16 protein-coding genes are annotated in these 17089 nt (G+C 56.1%); 11 read left to right on the top strand and 5 right to left on the bottom strand.

Annotated elements, in window-relative coordinates:
* Positions 1 to 199 precede the first annotated feature (199 nt).
* The 3 genes from CBB63_RS03040 (at position 200) to CBB63_RS03030 (ending at position 3402) form a co-directional block, all read left to right on the top strand.
* On the top strand, positions 200 to 1660 hold the full coding sequence (locus CBB63_RS03040) for an RNA-directed DNA polymerase (protein ID WP_286698104.1): 1461 nt from the start codon (positions 200 to 202) through the stop codon (positions 1658 to 1660).
* A 330-nt stretch (positions 1661 to 1990) separates the two neighbouring features.
* Positions 1991 to 2734 (top strand): hypothetical protein, encoded by a 744-nt coding sequence (locus tag CBB63_RS03035; protein ID WP_286698103.1) that lies wholly within the window; start codon positions 1991 to 1993, stop codon positions 2732 to 2734.
* An 8-nt stretch (positions 2735 to 2742) separates the two neighbouring features.
* Complete coding sequence (locus CBB63_RS03030) at positions 2743 to 3402, top strand: PM0109 family protein (RefSeq protein ID WP_502695849.1); 660 nt, start codon at positions 2743 to 2745, stop codon at positions 3400 to 3402.
* Between the two features lie 600 nt (positions 3403 to 4002).
* On the opposite strand, the gene CBB63_RS03025 is transcribed toward CBB63_RS03030, so the two are convergent.
* The 4 genes from CBB63_RS03025 to CBB63_RS03010 all read right to left on the bottom strand — a co-directional run bounded on the left by CBB63_RS03025 (position 4003) and on the right by CBB63_RS03010 (position 9682).
* On the bottom strand, positions 4003 to 6099 hold the full coding sequence (locus CBB63_RS03025; protein WP_286698101.1) for a sensor histidine kinase: 2097 nt from the start codon (positions 6097 to 6099) through the stop codon (positions 4003 to 4005).
* A 234-nt stretch (positions 6100 to 6333) separates the two neighbouring features.
* Positions 6334 to 7710, bottom strand: a complete 1377-nt coding sequence (locus CBB63_RS03020; protein ID WP_286698100.1) for an NAD-dependent succinate-semialdehyde dehydrogenase — start codon at positions 7708 to 7710, stop codon at positions 6334 to 6336.
* Between the two features lie 111 nt (positions 7711 to 7821).
* The gene (locus CBB63_RS03015; RefSeq protein WP_286698099.1) at positions 7822 to 8403 is read right to left on the bottom strand and encodes a DUF1190 domain-containing protein; all 582 of its coding nucleotides are present in this window, start codon (positions 8401 to 8403) and stop codon (positions 7822 to 7824) included.
* Positions 8404 to 8446: 43 nt separating this feature from the next.
* Positions 8447 to 9682 carry a glutathionylspermidine synthase family protein gene (locus tag CBB63_RS03010; RefSeq protein WP_286698098.1) on the bottom strand — a complete coding sequence of 412 codons (1236 nt, stop codon included), beginning with the start codon at positions 9680 to 9682 and terminating at the stop codon, positions 8447 to 8449.
* A 230-nt stretch (positions 9683 to 9912) separates the two neighbouring features.
* Between CBB63_RS03010 and CBB63_RS03005 the strand changes: the two genes are divergently transcribed.
* The 6 genes from CBB63_RS03005 to queF all read left to right on the top strand — a co-directional run bounded on the left by CBB63_RS03005 (position 9913) and on the right by queF (position 13730).
* A complete protein-coding gene (locus CBB63_RS03005) occupies positions 9913 to 10587 on the top strand; it encodes a type 1 glutamine amidotransferase domain-containing protein (RefSeq protein WP_168592025.1) in 675 nt (224 codons plus the stop codon).
* Between the two features lie 71 nt (positions 10588 to 10658).
* Positions 10659 to 11255, top strand: coding sequence for an SDR family oxidoreductase (locus tag CBB63_RS03000; RefSeq protein WP_286698097.1), 597 nt, complete (start codon positions 10659 to 10661; stop codon positions 11253 to 11255).
* 233 nt (positions 11256 to 11488) lie between these two features.
* The gene (gene queC, locus CBB63_RS02995) at positions 11489 to 12190 is read left to right on the top strand and encodes a 7-cyano-7-deazaguanine synthase QueC (RefSeq protein WP_286698096.1); all 702 of its coding nucleotides are present in this window, start codon (positions 11489 to 11491) and stop codon (positions 12188 to 12190) included.
* Entirely contained in the window at positions 12190 to 12543 is a 354-nt protein-coding gene (queD, locus tag CBB63_RS02990; protein ID WP_009824714.1) for a 6-carboxytetrahydropterin synthase QueD, read from the top strand. Before queC ends, queD begins: the two co-directional genes overlap by 1 nt.
* Positions 12540 to 13250: a 7-carboxy-7-deazaguanine synthase QueE gene (gene queE, locus CBB63_RS02985; protein ID WP_286698095.1), complete on the top strand. Its 711-nt coding sequence runs from the start codon at positions 12540 to 12542 to the stop codon at positions 13248 to 13250. The genes queD and queE overlap by 4 nt, the downstream gene beginning before the upstream one ends.
* A gap of 18 nt (positions 13251 to 13268) precedes the next feature.
* Positions 13269 to 13730 carry a preQ(1) synthase gene (gene queF, locus CBB63_RS02980; RefSeq protein ID WP_286698094.1) on the top strand — a complete coding sequence of 154 codons (462 nt, stop codon included), beginning with the start codon at positions 13269 to 13271 and terminating at the stop codon, positions 13728 to 13730.
* Positions 13731 to 14339: 609 nt separating this feature from the next.
* On the opposite strand, the gene CBB63_RS02975 is transcribed toward queF, so the two are convergent.
* Positions 14340 to 15965, bottom strand: a complete 1626-nt coding sequence (locus tag CBB63_RS02975; RefSeq protein WP_286698093.1) for a long-chain fatty acid--CoA ligase — start codon at positions 15963 to 15965, stop codon at positions 14340 to 14342.
* Between CBB63_RS02975 and CBB63_RS02970 the strand changes: the two genes are divergently transcribed.
* Complete coding sequence (locus CBB63_RS02970; protein ID WP_502695848.1) at positions 15964 to 16533, top strand: acyl-CoA thioesterase; 570 nt, start codon at positions 15964 to 15966, stop codon at positions 16531 to 16533. The two genes, CBB63_RS02975 and CBB63_RS02970, sit on opposite strands and share 2 nt — an antisense overlap.
* Positions 16534 to 16569: 36 nt before the next feature.
* Positions 16570 to 17022, top strand: coding sequence for a GNAT family N-acetyltransferase (locus tag CBB63_RS02965; protein WP_286698091.1), 453 nt, complete (start codon positions 16570 to 16572; stop codon positions 17020 to 17022).
* The last annotated feature ends 67 nt before the right edge of the window (positions 17023 to 17089 follow it).

The raw sequence follows: 17089 nt of genomic DNA, 5'->3' as shown, positions 1-17089 counted from the left end.
GGTGAATAGCGATTTGCCATTTTGCTTTTTGTCATAACCGTCATCCTTACTTAAGTTGATGGTCTCCGACAAACTCGGGGCGATTCATTCTAATCATCTTAGGAAGGCTAATAGAAGCGCCTTTCCAATAAGATTTCCAGGAGACCCGCATACGCCTGGGCGCTCTTTCACTCCAACCAGCTTCCTAAACAGAGAGAGAATGGCAGATGCTATTTCTTCATCTTTCCCTTTCACGCTAAATCTTGATATCAATAGGTTTTACGGATCAATTTACACGCACTCCCTGCCATGGGCTATTCTGGGAAAAGAGGAAGGTCAAAGTCGCTATCGCGACGGAACGCTTGAAAAGCATTGGTCAAGCGAAACGGACAAGCTGCTGAGGGCATGCAACAACAACCAGACTATTGGAATTCCGATTGGCCCAGACACATCTCGGATCGCTTCGGAAATTGTCTTAGCAAGAATAGATATTGAGTTGGACAAAAGCTTAAAAAGTAACATTGGAGATGAGTATTATCACAACATTGACGACTACAAATTCGGAAGCATGAGCATTCAGGAATGCGATTCAATAAAAGCTACATTCGAGAGAGAAATAAGAAAATTCGAACTTCGATCACGCGAAGACAAAGAGGTAATTTCAGACTCGATCACTAATGAAAACCATGCGTGGGTTAAGGAACTAAATTTGATTTCCTCCCTGAAAGGCAAAGACTTTTTGGATTCACTTTTCTCCATCATATCGGCCCATAGAGAGCTATCCCCAAATGCAAACATTCTCGGCTACAGCCTGAGTCGATACTCGAAAAGAATTTCAAGTTATAGCACGAGAGATCATGCTATTTCGCATTTGCAGCGTTTATTGTTTTCGGTTCCATGGGCAGTAACTTTCGTAGCTCCTCTCCTAATTGGTCTAAAGCGGAACGAAGGTCTTTCAAGTGCCCAGATGCGCCTAATCCAATACGGTATCAAAGACGGCTTGCGAAAGCATGATGTTATTTCTGTGCTTTGGTATTTGTATCTATATCTAAGATTTGATCAAACTCTTGGAGCGGCATTATGCGAACATTGCATTGACCTTGACTGCTCTCTCGTAGATTTGATGCTGGCCCACATGGATCAGAAAAACCTGCTCAACGCTTCCGACGCCTCGTCCATTCTTTCTAAGAGGCATGCAGCTCGAGATTTATCGTCTCCATCTTGGCTGTATCTATATGAAACGGAGAGGCGAGGATGGACCCCAAAAGAATATCAGAAAAAAATCAAGCGGTCCAAGACCAACAAAGTCGACCCTGGATCTTTCTTCGTGTTTGCAGAAAAGAACGGAGTGGAGTTCTATGACCCTTCGGCTTTTGGGTTAGATGTTTTGCCAGGGCGGGTAAGCTCAAAAGACTTCGAGCCCAGCGAAACCGAGAAGATTCGAAAAGCCTTTGAGTTAGACGACAGCAATCAGAAAACCACTGAGGAAACTGGGCAACGTAGCTACACAGTGGACCGGGGTGCAATACAGCCGCAAAACGACGGGAAAGTGATTCACCATAAACGTTTAACACTTTCAGATCTCCTTAGCGGCCTCGACTCTGATGTTGAGGCGAAAACTAAAATTGAAGATGATTACTATTGGCCAGATAGAGAGGCTGATAGCGGTTTTGATTATTGATGGGGCATAGTATTCAACGGCCTTGGAGGTGCGAGCGCCGAGGCGAGCTGGCCGAGGTATCCAAAGCGAGGTCTGCCAGTATTAGTAAGGGCCAGGCCACAGAATGGCCCTCGACATACAACAGTAAGCGACCCAACATGGCACCAGCGGGGTTACACTCGCTGTGAAATCGAAAACAACGGCGTGCATTCTAATACGGCACCCTATTCAAATTTCGGGTGTTCCAGTGGCGCTTTAGATAAATACGTTCAGTTTGAGTGGTTAATCGTTAAATTACACAGCTTTCCGCCGCACTGGTATAACTGAAAAAAGCATAGGTCTCGAGGTCACATGTTACACGCAATCCTTTCCAGCAAATCAGGTCGTATACATTCCGGTGACACTGTCACCAAGTGGCGGGATATATTTAGAGGCAGCGAGGATTTGATCACTGCTACAGTTATCGAGCGGCTGTCGTATCTTTCTGGTCCAACGGCTTGGTCCATTTTGAGAAAAGCTTCAGGAAATATGCTCGACGACTTCCGTGTCGGAGAGTTGGTCGAGATCGAATTCTGGCCCATGTGGGAGCATCAGGAACGGAAACTCGGCGTGGAACCTGATGTGTTCATGCAGTTCGATCTCGGTGACCCTGTAAAACGCTACCATTTGATCGTCGAATCCAAGTTTTGGGGTAATTCACAAGACGTTAACCAATGGGCCTATCAGCTTTCGGCCTATGGCCAGCTGCTGCAATCTGAAGAGCTCCAGCCGGCAGATAGTGTAGTATATCTCGCTATCGGCGGAGTTAAAAACAGCATGCTCTGGCGCGAGAATATGCTGGCGGAACTCGGTAAAGAAAAACGCTTCCAAGCCGCCAATATAGAGAAACTGTCGTTCGGCATGATAGGCTGGATGGAACTGGTCAAAGCCTGTTGTGAAACAAACCATTCAAGTCCTGAAGAAAAAAGAATTTTGAAGGATATGATCAAGGGTCTCGGGCTGTACGGGTACAGTTACATTGAGACTCCAAGGCAACTTGAAGCCATAAAACCACTTCGGACCGCGGAGCAAACCCTTGCACTACTATCTATGTAGGAAAAGAAATGCACACAAACACAGATTGGAAATCAGCCCTTACCGACGTCCGGCGCGCGTACCGGATCGTCGTGGCATATCATAAGCAAACCCATCACCTGATGCGGGAGGTCGAAAACCTTTTCCCGGAATTGGAGTTCGCGTACTGGGACCCTGTTTACACACTTAGGCCCGCTACTTCTCTAAGTCGGCCTATGGATAAATGGACATGGGACGGGGTCCCTTTCCACAACATGCTGGCTTGCTTCCTGCCAAGAGGCATTCGCCGTGATATGCCACTGAGTGACGGCGACTGGTTTGTAGTGGCTCACCTTGATAGTGATACTGGTGTTTTTGATGAAAACAATGAACAGGTCGGCGAAGATAAAGCCCCAGATCCATCGCGCCTAATGCCCGCGGAGAAGTCAGCGTCGATCTTATATTTGTACGCCTTCATCATCGATCACATCTCAGCGGGCAGTAATGCCAGGGACCTTTGGAGGAATGAAACAACCGACGCCGAGGATGGTGTATGGGCAACCTGCCATGAGACGGGTGTCAAGATGCTGTATAGAAAGCGGGCGCTCGAAGACGTTTTCCCCGAAGGAAAGATCCAACATTTTGTATCCCAAATCAGGTCGGACCTTAGGTTGGCAAATGTAGAGCTTGCAGTTGATGATCAACGGTAAAGTAGGAACAGAAACATATTCCCATCTCGGAGTTAGCGCTGTCTATTAGGCGCATGTGCACCATCAAAGTTCTTGGCTGACCCATTTACCAAGTTGCAAAATATACGGCACCTTGGACTCAAAGCTGTCGTTTACCGCAAGCAGCACTTAGGTTCGCAACGTGCTGAATTTTGCGGGATAAATTACCGCGATTTTTAAAGAGAAGGAATCGGACCTACCGATGAGAGAATGCCCTTGGTTTAGTATAAATATGCAACTTAGAACGATTTAACCAAACTAAAGTACACTAATCGGCTTCCAAAATCAGACAGAACGGTTCTCAATTTAGAGCCTTTTATGCTCATTGATTTAACACAAGACCTGCGACAAACGTGGTCCACATTCCATGTAACCCATTGATCTTAAAAGGCCCAGAAATGGCTCTACGTGGTCCACCTTGATCCATGTTTTGTTGAGGATTTTGTTCATTTTGATATGCCTGCCGGGCCTACCAAACTTTCAGTATTCACACTGAAACCGCCGCATTCCGTCTGAAAATACAAGGTTACTTTGGGGCTGCATGCTACGATCCGCGGGACAATCGCGCTGTTTCGCGTGGCCTCAGGCGGCAGCGTTTACCTCGAGGCTTTGCGCGGCGCGGATCGGGAGTGTCAGGATAAAGCAGCTGCCCTGCCCGACGACGCTGGACACGCTAAGGCTGCCGCCCTGCATTTCCGCCAGACTGCGCGAAATCGCGAGCCCCATGCCCGTGCCGCCTGCCCGACGCGTGGCGGTGGAATCGACTTGATAGAACACCTCGAAAATGCTTTGGAGTTCAGCTTCTGGGATGCCGGCACCGCTGTCATGCACTTCGAAGCTGACGACATCGCCCACGGGTTTCACCACCAGACGGACGAAACCGGTGTCGGTGAATTTGATCGCGTTGCCGATCAGGTTGAACAGGATCTGCCGCGCGCGCACTTTATCGGCAAAGACCATATCCGCCTCTTGCACCACATCAAAGGCCAGACCCTTCTTGCTTGAAAGTGTGCGAAGCTGTTCGATCACCGGATCGACAATATCCTGCACCGCACAAGGACTGGGTTCGATCACCAGGCTGCCGGATTCGATCTTGGCCACGTCGAGGATCTCGTTGATGAGGTGCAACAGATGCTCGCCGGATTGCACCAACCGGTTCATCAGGCCGGACAGCTGGTCGTACATCTCATCCAGCAGGCGTTTTGCCTCTGCGTGGCTGATCTCCCCGTCCTCATAGCCCTTGAGCAGCGCCTTGGAAGACGACAGCATACGCGCGTTGCGGGAAAGCTGCGCCACTCCCATGATCACCGTCAGCGGCGTGCGCAGCTCGTGGCTGAGGACGCCCATGAAATCCGTCTTGGCCTTGCTGGCAGCTTCGGCGGCATCCTTGGCGTGGCTCAGCTCGGTCACATCCACGCGCAGGCCGACATAGCTACCGTCTGCCAAAGGCCGGTCAGAGGCTTTGATCACGCGCCCGCCCGACAAGTGTTGTTCTGTCTCGGAGGTCCTGTTTTCGCGATGGATGGCCAAGCGACGCTCGATCCACTCTTCCTCGTTATAGCGCCCCATGGGAAACTGCTTGCTTTTGACACCGATACGCAGCAGCTCGGCAAAAGGTGTTCCGGGCTTGAGAACTTCAGAGGGAAGCTCGTACATCTCTTTGTATTTCGAGTTGCTCAGAAGCAAACGATCCTGCGCGTCGAACATGACAAACCCGTCGTTCAGCGCTTCGATCCCGCTGCTTAGCAGGACTTCGGCACGTTTGCGCCGCTCTGACACCTGCAGCACGTAAAGCAGCGTGCCCAAAAGCATCAGCCCGGCCGACGCGATGAGCGCGCGTTTTGACCATTGATCGGGCGCGTGTTTGGGCCACCCGCCCTTGGTGCGTGCTTCCAGCATCCATTCCTCGAAGGAGAAATCGAATTCCAACGTAACAGTGTCCGCCTCCAGCAGGCCCCGATCGCCGTAGGTGAACATCTGCGGTCCTACCCCCACCTGCGGAGAGGCCGCATGAATGAGGATGTCATAGCGTTCTTCGGCCTCACGTATGCCGGAATTGATCAGGAATTGATCATAGTCCAGCACAAGCGATACGATCCCCCACAGCTGGCGTTTGCTGCCGTCAACATCGCCTTCGGTGGCAAAGTCTGGATCGGGCCAATAGACAGGGGCGCGCAGGATCAGCCCCTTACCGCCTTGCACCAGATCGACGGGGCCGGTCATCAGTTCTTTGCCCAAGTCCAGCATCCGTTCAATGCCGGGAAACTGGTCTTCGTTTGTGCGGTAATCTAACCCAAGCGCGCCCATGTTCGGCGCGAGCGGGTGGATCAGGGTCACAACAAGTTCGGGCGCGGCAGCGACATTGATGACCGTGTCGTCGATTTCACGTATATTCTGAACCCGCTGGGTAAATTCTTCCTGTTTCGCAAAGGGGTTCTCGCTGATGAACGTCGCAAGCTCGCGCAGCGCGAGGGACCGTTCGTGAATAATCTCTTCAAACTGTTCGCGCACCTCAAGCAGGTCCAGATATGTCTGGGCGCGGGCTTCGTATACGAAAGCTTCGGAGAGCAGACGATCCAGACGGCCGGCGGCGTAGGTAATGATGACCGTCGCGACAAAAAACGCGACCAGTGACCAGATACCACCGATGTGGGTGCGCTTTGTTCTACTTAAGGGCAAGCACTGATCCGCCTGAAGCGCAGCGTAGCTGCGGATTACATGAAGCGACCAAGTTTAAAAGAACAATCTATTCCGTGGCAGGGCGAGGTTCCGCCGGCATAATACAATTGGAGATGTGTGGCGCGCGCGCCTCATTTGTTAACTTTGCGTAAACCTTAACCTTCGTGCCCAAATAAGTTGCGCGCGCCGGATAGATCTCCGACGCGCGCACCACGTTACCGTTGCCTTGCAGGCTTAGGGCAGGAAAATCGCCTTAGCATTGGCAAATTCNTTCATGCCAAATCCGCCATGCTCACGCCCATAGCCGGAATCTTTCACCCCGCCAAAGGGCATATTCGGATCGGCAGCCCCGAAGGAGTTGATGCGGATCATGCCTGTGTCGAAATGCTCTTTCGCGAGCTTCAAGGCGCGGTCCTCNTCCTTCGAGAATATCCCGCCGCCCAGACCATAGCGGCTGTCATTNGCCAGACGCATCGCGTCTTCNTCATCCTTCGCACGGATGATCGACGCAACGGGCCCGAAGATTTCATCGTCAAACGCNGGCATACCGGGTTTGAGGTCGGACAGAACGGTTGCAGGGTAATAGGCCCCCGTACGGTCAGGCACCTCGCCACCGCACAGCACCTTGGCACCTTTATCGACGCTTTCTTTCACCTGATCGCGCACGGTCTCGAACTGGTCNTGNCTGGACANTGGACCCAGCTGAACGTTTTCGTCGGTCGGATCGCCCATATTGATCTTTTTCATCTCGGCGACGAAGGCATCGACAAAGGCGTCATGGACCTTATCGGCGACAATAAAGCGTTTCGCCGATACACAGGTTTCCCCGTTGTTATAGAGCCGACCCATAACCGAGAATTTNACCGCTGTTTCGATATCAGCATCCTCAAGCACCAGATAGGCGTCNTTGGACCCAAGCTCGAGCACGGTCTTTTTCAGCGACTTCGCGGCGACCGACCCGATGTGACGGCCCGCGCCATCGCTGCCCGTCATTGTCACGCCACGCACNTTGGGGTGTTCGATCAGCTTGTCGCTGGTGTCGTGGTCGATNAGGATCACTTGGAACAGGTCTTCGGGTAGCCCTGCCTCGATACAAAGTTCGCGCAGGCGCAGGCCCGATCCGGTGCAGATGCTCGCGTGTTTCAGAACACAACCGTTGCCNGTCATCAGGTTCGCCGCAAGCACACGGGNGGGNTGNTACAGTGGGAAGTTCCACGGCTGGATCGAATAGATGACGCCGATAGGCTGATANNTCACGACCCCGCGCTTGCCGTCGGCACCGTGGGTGCGTTCTTCATCCGCAAGCACGTCGGGGCCGTTCTTGGCAGTATATTCAAAGATGGCCGCGCAAATCTCTACCTCGGTCTTGCCGTCTTTCAGAAGCTTGCCTGTTTCGCGCGTCATAAGAGCGGCCAGTTCATCCGCGTTCTCGCGCAGCTTGGCGGCGATCTTGGTCAGATAGGGCGCGCGTTCCTTGTGCGACAGTTTGCGCCATTCAAGATGCGCGTCATGACAGGCTTCAACCCGCTGAATAGCCTCTGCCTCGCTCATCAGATCGTAGGACTGGATCTCTTCTTCGGTGGCGGGATTGATTGTCGTGATCTTGGACATGTCTGCTCCTTCTTCGCTTATTCGCGTCGAAGGGCAAACACNTGGCCGTCGTATCAAGTTCCTGCGGTTGCGGCTGCTGCGGTCACGTCTGCGTGTGCNNCNCCCGCANCCTTAGCCGCCNAAGCCCGTGCGCCCNCTNCCCACCTTCCCGAAACCGCCGCGGGATTTCGCCGTCGCACGGGTCATCGGGGTTTTGCCCACGGTCGTCGCGGGGCGGGTGAATTGCGAGGTGCTGAGCTTGGCNGCCCCCTTGTTGCTGGAATAGGTGCTGGTGCGCGCCGCATTGGTGAACTTGCCATCCGCCGTCTTATACATCGGCTGGCTTGCGGCCATGCCCGACCGCCCGCCCAGCATGTTCCCGATCAGATAGCCCGCGAGCAACGGCATAAANATACCGCCCGATCCGCCCTGTGTNTGCTGCGCCTCTGACCCGCAGGCCCCTTCGCCGTGTTGNTCTTCGCAGACATCCAGACTGTTGTAGCGCGGTGCGGATTCCACNTGCAGCGNCTCTGCCTCGGCAAANGCGGTTTCACAATCGGCGGCGGTGAATGTGCCCCCNAANGACGCCTCGTTCTTGCAGCTTTGCACATCGGGAAAGGCAGCGGCATCAATCTTTTCGTCGCGGCAACCGGCCAGTGTAAAGGCGGTGGCCCCGATGATCGCGATGGCGACGCGTTTTGACCGTTTTGTCATGATGATCTGCTTTCTGCTGTGGTTCGGCGATTGGGCGACGATGCTAACCGGAATATGGCGCAATGTAATGGGGTTTGAAACGNGACANATCCTGCGTGATCCTTGACCGGTCCTCGCGCAGGCCGATGCCCGCACAGGTNTGCCCAATGATCCACGCGCCGANCACGGGGCGCATCCCGTCGAACTGCGGCAANGGCGCATAGGCCTGAAGGATACGNGNGTGTTCGGCATACGCCGTGTTGCTGGCACTTTCGATGATCTGGCCGGATTTCACGATCTCGACCGAGGCCCCTTCGCGCGACAGGATCGGTTTGCGCACATGGGCCCGTGCAAGCCCTGCCCGCGCACGGTCAAAGGCATCCGCCGCACGCCCCGTGACAGAGCCGCGCCCCGCCATCGCCTCGCCCACATCCTGTTCAAAGAACGCAGGGAGCAGGTTCGGGTGATCCTCGAACATCTCCCACAGCACGGGCAGCAGGCCCTTGTTGGACAGCAGCGCTTTCCATGCGGGTTCAAGAAACAGACAGCCAGAGCCTTCGATGTGGTCTGCGTAGTCGTCGCGCAGCAGGTCTTCCCAAGGGTAGAGTTTGAACAAGACGGCGATGCGGCGGTCCTCATCATCCAGAAACTGCCCGTCATCGCTCAGCGCGATTTTATCAAGGTCGCAATAATGCGCGCCCAACCCCGCCTCGCGCGCGGCCCAGCCCATAGCCTCGACCGTGCCGTAGTCTTCGGGATTGCCCGCCACGGCGGTGAAATGCAGATCGCTATCGGGTTCGAACACGTCGGCGAAACGCGCGACAAGCGCCTCGTGGATGCCGTTGAACTGATCCGCCCCCTCGGGCAGGTTGCCTGCTTCTAGCTGATCTTCCAACCACTGCCACTGGAAGGACGCCGATTCATAAAGCGAGGTCGGCGTATCGGCATTATACTCCAGCAGTTTGGCAGGCCCCTGCCCGTCATATGCCAGATCGAAGCGGCCATAGATCTCGGGGTCGCCTTGCTTCCAGCTGTTCGCAATGAGGTCACGGTGCGCTTCGGGAATGGCAAGCTTGTCCAACAGCTCTTCGCTGGCAAGGATGTGATCCACCGCCTCGCGGCACATACCATGCAGCGCGGTTGCGGGGTCTTCGATATCATTTTCAATCTGGTCAAGCGAGAACGCATAGACAGAGGTTTCGTCCCAATAGGGTTCGCCGTGCATGTCCGCGAAGGAAAAACCGACCTCTTCGGCGTGGTCGCGCCAGTGGGGCCGTTCGGCTAGTTCTACTCTATGCATCCGGCCGGACCTTTCGCTCGAAAAACTACCGCGGGTTTAATCGCTTTGCCCCCGTGGTGCCAGAGCATATGCGCCATTGCAGAACCCGCACCCGCATCATTCACAAAAACGTCAGACATATCGCGGAACAACGGGCGCGCCCATTCGTTGAACGGTCTACGCGGTCGTTATTGCGGCGTCCCTAATGACGCCCTGACCGGTATAAGAAATGAATTGAAAGGCCCAAAAACATGAAAATTCTCATGGTACTCACCTCCCACGACAAGCTGGGCGATACTGGTAACAAAACCGGTTTCTGGCTCGAAGAGTTCGCGGCCCCCTATTACGTGTTCAAAGACGCTGGTGCAGAGATCACTTTGGCATCGCCCAAAGGCGGACAGCCGCCGCTTGATCCGTCCAGCGATGCAGATGATGCGCAGACCGAAGCGACCAAACGGTTCAAGAGCGATGACGCCGCACAGAAAGAGCTGGCCAATACCGAGGTGCTATCGAGCGTTTCGGCTGACGGTTTCGACGCAATCTTCTACCCCGGCGGCCACGGCCCGCTGTGGGATCTGGCCGAAGACAAGGCCAGCATCAACCTGATCGAAAGCTTTGCCGCCAGCGACCGCCCCGTCGGGGCCGTCTGCCACGCGCCAGCAGTGTTCAAGCACACCAAAGGCACCGACGACAAACCGCTGGTATCGGGCAAAACCGTCACCGGTTTCACCAATACCGAGGAAGAGGCCGTGGGCCTGACCGATGTGGTCCCCTTTCTGGTCGAAGATATGCTCAAGACCAATGGTGGCACCTACAAGAAGGGTGACGACTGGGCATCCTTCGTGGTGACCGATGGCAAGCTTGTGACCGGCCAGAACCCCGCGTCTTCGGAAGAAGCCGCCCACAAGCTATTGTCGCTGCTGTAAAATACCGCCCGCTGCGCGAAGGCCGCGCGGCGGGCAGTTTTTCCGCGACACGTATAACAAGGATTACAACCATGAATATTCTCGTCGCCGGCGCGACCGGCAAAACCGGTATCCGCGTCACTGAACAACTCCGCGAACAGGGTCACACGCCGATCGCCCTTGTCCGCGATTCCTCTGACACCAGTGCGCTGGCCTCCGATGTGGTGCTGCGCAAGGGGGACCTGACCAATCTGACCGCTGACGCCTGCGAAGACTGCGATGCGGTGATCTTTGCCGCGGGCTCCGGCGGGACCACAGGGCCAGAGATGACCGACAAGGTCGACCGCGATGGTGCCAAAGATCTGGTTGATATCGCCGCCAAGGCCGGCATCTCGCGCTTTGTGATGCTCAGCAGCGTCGGCGCAGACAACCCCGACCCAGACAGCGAGCTTGCGCATTATCTGCAAGCCAAACACGAAGCCGACGTGCATCTGCGAAACTCCGGCCTCGACTACGCTATCCTGCGCCCCGTCGCGCTGACGGATGATGCGGGCAATCGGAATATGATCTTTGGTGACAGCGTTGACGTCAAAGCCAAGGCCGCCCGTGGCGATGTTGCCGCCGCTTTGGTCGATGCTGTCACCGACCCCGAATGGAAGAACCAGGCTTTGCTGATGCAATCCGCCTGATCACGGGTTTGCGCCTGATCTGACTGCGCGCGGGCGCCTCCCACCCGTTCGCGGAAAGAATGTGCCGTGCCGCCAGACCCCACCGGTCTGGCGGTTTTTCTATGAGTGACGCTGCGAATGCGACATTTCGCGCCAAATCCGCCGCATTGCCCCCCTTGGCATCCTTGATCGTCTCGTCTATCAGGCGCCTTCCCGGTCGCAGCCTACCCGGGCATCAAAACAAGGGTTAAGAAATGAAAACGATTGTCATCTGCTCCGGCGGATTGGATTCTGTGTCGCTCGCTCATATGGTGGCGGCCAAGCGCAAGCTGACGGGGCTCGTGTCTTTCGACTACGGCCAACGTCACCGCAAGGAACTAGACTATGCCGCGCTTTGCGCCAAACGTCTGGATGTTCCCCATGACATCATCGATATGCGCGGGATCGGTGCGGCGCTGACCGGATCCGCGCTGACTGATGATGTGGATGTACCCGACGGGCATTACGCCGAAGAAACGATGCGGGTCACCGTTGTCCCCAACCGGAATGCGATCATGCTGACGGTCGCCTATGGCATTGCCGCCGCACGGGGGGATCAGGCGGTCGCAACCGCGGTGCATGGAGGCGATCACTTTATCTACCCCGACTGCCGCCCCGATTTCACCCAAGCGTTTGAGTTCATGCAATATATGGCGCTGGACGGCTATGCCGATGTGTCGCTTTACACGCCTTTCGTGCACCGTTCAAAAGCGGATATCGTGACTGAAGGCCAGCGCCATAACACCCCCTTCGCGGAGACATGGTCTTGCTACAAAGGCGGCGTGCATCACTGCGGGCGCTGTGGCACCTGCGTGGAACGGCGCGAGGCTTTCGATCTGGCGGGGGTTGCCGACCCGACCCAATATGACGATCCCGATTTCTGGGCCGAAGCGGTCAAGCGGAAGATCCTCGCCTGATGTATACCATTACGAAAGAGTTCCATTTCTCCGCCTCACATCAGCTGTCGCATCTGCCCGATGGCCACCAATGCGCCCGCCTGCACGGGCATAACTATGTCGTGGTGGTGGAGCTTCGGGCCAAAGAGCTGAACGCCGACGGTTTCGTTCGCGACTACGGAGAGCTGAAGCCGCTCAAGACCTACATAGACGAGACTTTCGATCATCGTCACCTCAACGACGTGCTGGATTTTGTCTCCACCGGCGAGAATATGGCGCGTCATCTCTATGAATGGTGCGCGCAGCACTGGCCCGAAACCACCGCCGTCAAGGTCAGCGAGACGCCCAAAACCTGGGCAGAGTACCGGCCATGAGCCAGCTGCGCATCGCCGAGGTNTTCGGNCCCACGATACAGGGCGAAGGCGCGCTGATCGGNGAACCCACCGTCTTTGTGCGCACGGGCGGCTGTGACTATCGNTGCGCGTGGTGTGACAGCATGCANGCGGTCGATCCCGCATTCCGCCATGACTGGGCCANCATGTNGACCGACGCGGTCTGGCAAGAGGTGCAGCGCCTGTCANACAACACGCCGCTGACCGTATCCTTGTCAGGCGGCAACCCCGCCATTCAGGACTTCGCGCCCTTGATNCAATTGGGTCATGCCGCCGGCTACCGTTTTGCCTGCGAGACGCAAGGCTCCATCGCNAAGCCGTGGTTCGGNCAGCTGGATTGTCTTGTGCTGAGCCCGAAACCACCATCCAGCGGCGAGACGGTGGATTGGGCCGCTTTCGACCGTTGCGTTGCGGCTGGCGAAACGGCGGCCCAGACGGTGATGAAGATCGTGATATTCGACGACGCGGATTACGATTGGGCCCGCGACGCCGCCANCCGCTACCCCCAACTGCCGCTTTATCTGCAACCGGGCAACGACGAGGTCGACCCNAGCGTCGCTGTCGATCCGCAGGTGCTGGCGGNTAAGCTATTGTGGCTGGTGGANAAAACCATGGCAGATCGCTGGTTCACGCCGCGCCTGCTGCCNCAACTACATGTATTGCTATGGGGCAACAAACGCGGGGTCTGACCCGCCACCGGAGGATTTATGGAAACGATTTACAGCGATTTGCAGCAGCTTGGCGGCAAGACAGAGCTTCCCGCCTCGCCCGAAGAAGCGATGCTCGAGAAAGTCGCGAACCCTCAGGCCGATGTNGATTATTGCGTGCGCTTCACCGCGCCCGAGTTCACCTCGCTTTGCCCGATGACCGGCCAACCCGACTTNGCNCATCTNGTGATTGACTATGTGCCGGATCANTATCTGGTCGANTCCAAATCGCTCAAGCTTTACCTGGGCGCATTTCGCAACCACGGTGCCTTTCACGAGGATTGCACCGTCTNGATCGGCCGCCGTCTGGTAGAGCTGCTGTCGCCCCGCTGGCTGCGCATCGGCGGNTANTGGTATCCGCGCGGGGGCATCCCTATCGACGTGTTCTGGCAAACGGGCGAGACNCCCAAAAGCGTCTGGATTCCCGATCAAGGCGTGCCGCCCTATCGCGGNCGCGGGTGAAGCGAGAGANGCNNTCACACTACCTAAGGNAGATCACACCCGCGCAACGATTGCCNCGCTGCGCGGNTTTTTTGTGCTCGGATGTCACGGGGTATTTTCATATCAACAATTCACAGAGCACCTTTGGGTATGAGCCCAACGGTCGATGATCAATCTGCCCGATCTCGCAATATTACCCACAACCCCAACGTGTTACCAGACGTAAGCTNTTAACGCTAAAGAGTATTTATCGCTAGACATTNCACTTTAAAATTGCGCTAATATTTCGATAACCAGTTTTTATAGTACGATTATCCGTTTNTTACACTTCGCCAAGTTTATTTGGCAGACATTCCAGGTGATCCATGTTTTCGAAGCTCGTTCGGGCGCTTTCACGCGTGCCGTGCAAATTTAATCTCCACAGGTGGCGTGACAGTACAACCATGCCGCAAAAAGTCTGTACGAGGTGCCACTGTCGGCGACAGACCTACGTTTAAGGTCAATGTCTCCGCTTCATAATGCGCCCTTCTGAAGACCACATATAACGCTCCTGCCCCGCATATATTCTATACTGTGGGACAGAAGANAGCTCAGTCACCGGGGNAGCNGCCTGCCCCGGTGAAGCATTCATCAGCCGTTGATCAGCACTTCGCCGAAGCTTTCGCGCAGATCACGTTTCAACACCTTGCCGGTCGCGTTGCGCGGCAATGCGTCGGTAAAGACGACGCGATCAGGGATCTGCCATTTGGCGATCTTATCTTCGAAGATCGACAGAATTTCTGCCTCGCTCGGGTCCTGNCCTTCGGCTTTCACGGCAATCAGGATCGGACGTTCGTCCCATTTCTCGTGACGGGCCCCGATGACGGCCGCATCCGCGATTTGCGGATGACCGATCGCGATGTTTTCAAGCTCGACCGAGCTGATCCATTCGCCGCCCGACTTGATGATATCTTTTGACCGATCGCGGATCGTGACNTAGCCGTCGGGGTCCATTGTNGCCACATCGCCCGTGTCGAACCAACCGTCCTTGTTCAGNGTCTCGCTGCGGGTCTTGCGGAAATAGCTGTCAAGAATCCAGTAGCCCTTGGTGACCAGATCGCCCTGCGTCACGCCGTCATGCGCCACGGGATTGCCGTCGTCATCAAGGATTTCAAGATCCACACCAAAGACNGGACGACCCTGNTTNTCGCGCAGCTTGTTTTGCGCGTCNGCAGGAAGCTTGGTGTGTTTGGCCAGCAGCTGGTTGATGCTGCCAACGGGCGACATCTCTGTCATGCCCCAGGCGTGNATCGTCTCTACCCCGTATTTCTCGCGGAAGGCGGTCATCATCGACGGCGGGCAGGCAGAGCCGCCAACNACNGTACGCTGCAGGCTTTCCAGCTTGCTGCCGATCTTATCCGCCTCGTTCAGCAGCCCTAGCCAGATGGTTGGAACGCCAAGCGCCAGCGACACATGGTTGGTGTCGATCAGTTTCACCAGCGACGGGCCATCNAGACCGGGACCGGGCATTACCATCGCCGCGCCAACCATAGCGCAGGCATAGGGCGCGCCCCAGGCGTTGACGTGGAACATCGGGACGACGGGCAGCACCACATCCTTGGCCGTGATCGCAATGCTGTCGGCCAGGTTGATCCCGAAGCTGTGCAACACGGTCGAACGGTGTGAATACAGAACGCCCTTGGGGTTACCCGTGGTGCCCGAAGTGTAGCACAGGCTGGAGGCGGTGTTCTCGTCCAGATCCGGCCAGATGAACTCTGGGTCNCCGCTGGCGATCAGGTCGTCATAGAACTTGATCCCGGGCAGTTGCGCGGCGGCTTCTTCNTCGGTGCCTTCCATCAGAACGACATGCTCAAGATGTTCAAGCTTGTCCTGAATGCCCGCAATCAGCGGCACAAACGTCTTGTCGATGAACAGCACCTTATCTTCGGCGTGGTTCAGGATATAGACAAGCTGTTCGGGGAANAGACGCGGGTTGATGGTGTGGCAGACGAAGCCGCCGCCCGATGCACCAAAGTAGATNTCGAGGTGACGGCGGTTGTTCCAGGCGATGGTGCCGCAGCGCGCCTGCGGGTCCAGCCCCAGATTTGTCAGCGCAGANGCCAGCGCACGGGCNTTGCGCGCGACTTGACCCCAAGAGGTCTGCTCCAACCCGCCGGTGGTCTTGACAGAGACAATCTCTGTCTCGCTGTGAAAGCGTTGTGCGTGTTCGATCAAGCTCGAAATCAGCAGCGGTTTATTCATCATTTGGCCAAGCATGGCGCATCCTCCCAATTANTCGTTGGGTGCAAAATGGACAAATCANCCCAGTCTTGCAAGCGCCCTCATTGCTGCTTACGCAGGGTTCATGACAGTTATTTATCACACGCCCCTTTCCCCCGATCAGCAACGCGCCGCCGGTATGCCGACACCGCAACCGCTGGCCATGGCAGATCAGGTCCGCTTCTCTGATCTGGACACCAATAACCACGTCAATAACACCGTCTATTTCGAATGGTTCGAACGGCTGCGCATCCGCNATACGCAGTCATTGGTGGAACGCGGGCTGATCGACAGCCCCGGCCCGCGCGTGGTGATCCGGTCAGGATCAATCCGCTATCTGCAAGAGATGCTGGAGCGCGAGAATTACATCGTGACCTGCCGCTGCACCAGCTTTCGCAACACCTCTTACGCTTTGGCGCAAGAGGTTTGGGTGGGCCGCGAGCTGCGGGCAACGTTCGAGTGTATTTTGGTGCTGCTGGAACGGGACGGCTCCGGTCGGTATCCCCTGCCCGACCGTTTGAAACAATATTTNGAGCAGACTGAAAACGCCCGCCCCGAGGGGTAACCGCCGCGCGCGCATGCACCGAAAGGAACATAAGGTATGACACTCACCACCCGCCCGATGGACGCCGCGGATCGCAGCGCCTGGGAAACGCTCTTTGCCGGNTANGCCGCCTTCTACAAGGTCGANCAGACGCCGCAGATGCGTGAAACCGTCTTTGGCTGGNTGATGGACCCCGATCACGGCAGCANTTGCATCGTGGCACAGGATGCCAGCGGCGCGCTTGTCGGNTTTACCCATTACCGTCCCTTTGTCAGCCAGTTGCGCGCNGCGACGAACTGTTTTCTGGATGATCTGTTCGTCAGCCCGCAGGCTCGCGGNNCCGGGGCCGCACAGGCGCTGATCAAAGCGGTTGAGACGGTGGCGAAAAACAACGGCTGGGGCACGCTGCGCTGGATCACGGCAGAGGANAACTATCGCGGGCGTGGGGCCTACGACAAGCTGGCAACCCGCACGGGCTGGGTGACCTATGACATCGCGCTGAAGGGGTAGGCTGCAGCGNNNTGCGCGAGGTTGGGGATGAGGGGCGCTGCCCCTCACACTCCCCGGAGTTTATNTG

Origin of the sequence: Sulfitobacter sp. TMED3 (assembly GCF_002167505.1) — a bacterium.
Lineage (GTDB): Bacteria > Pseudomonadota > Alphaproteobacteria > Rhodobacterales > Rhodobacteraceae > Sulfitobacter > Sulfitobacter pontiacus.
This window is presented reverse-complemented; position numbering and strand designations above follow the sequence as displayed.

Excerpts from the sequence above, each read along its gene's own strand:
- CBB63_RS03035 (WP_286698103.1), top strand. The coding sequence starts at position 1,991 with ATGTTACACGCAATCCTTTCCAGCAAATCAGGTCGTATACATTCCGGT.
- CBB63_RS03000 (WP_286698097.1), top strand. The coding sequence starts at position 10,659 with ATGAATATTCTCGTCGCCGGCGCGACCGGCAAAACCGGTATCCGCGTC.
- queC (WP_286698096.1), top strand. The coding sequence starts at position 11,489 with ATGAAAACGATTGTCATCTGCTCCGGCGGATTGGATTCTGTGTCGCTC.
- CBB63_RS03040 (WP_286698104.1), top strand. The coding sequence starts at position 200 with ATGGCAGATGCTATTTCTTCATCTTTCCCTTTCACGCTAAATCTTGAT.
- CBB63_RS03030 (WP_502695849.1), top strand. The coding sequence starts at position 2,743 with ATGCACACAAACACAGATTGGAAATCAGCCCTTACCGACGTCCGGCGC.
- queD (WP_009824714.1), top strand. The coding sequence starts at position 12,190 with ATGTATACCATTACGAAAGAGTTCCATTTCTCCGCCTCACATCAGCTG.
- CBB63_RS03005 (WP_168592025.1), top strand. The coding sequence starts at position 9,913 with ATGAAAATTCTCATGGTACTCACCTCCCACGACAAGCTGGGCGATACT.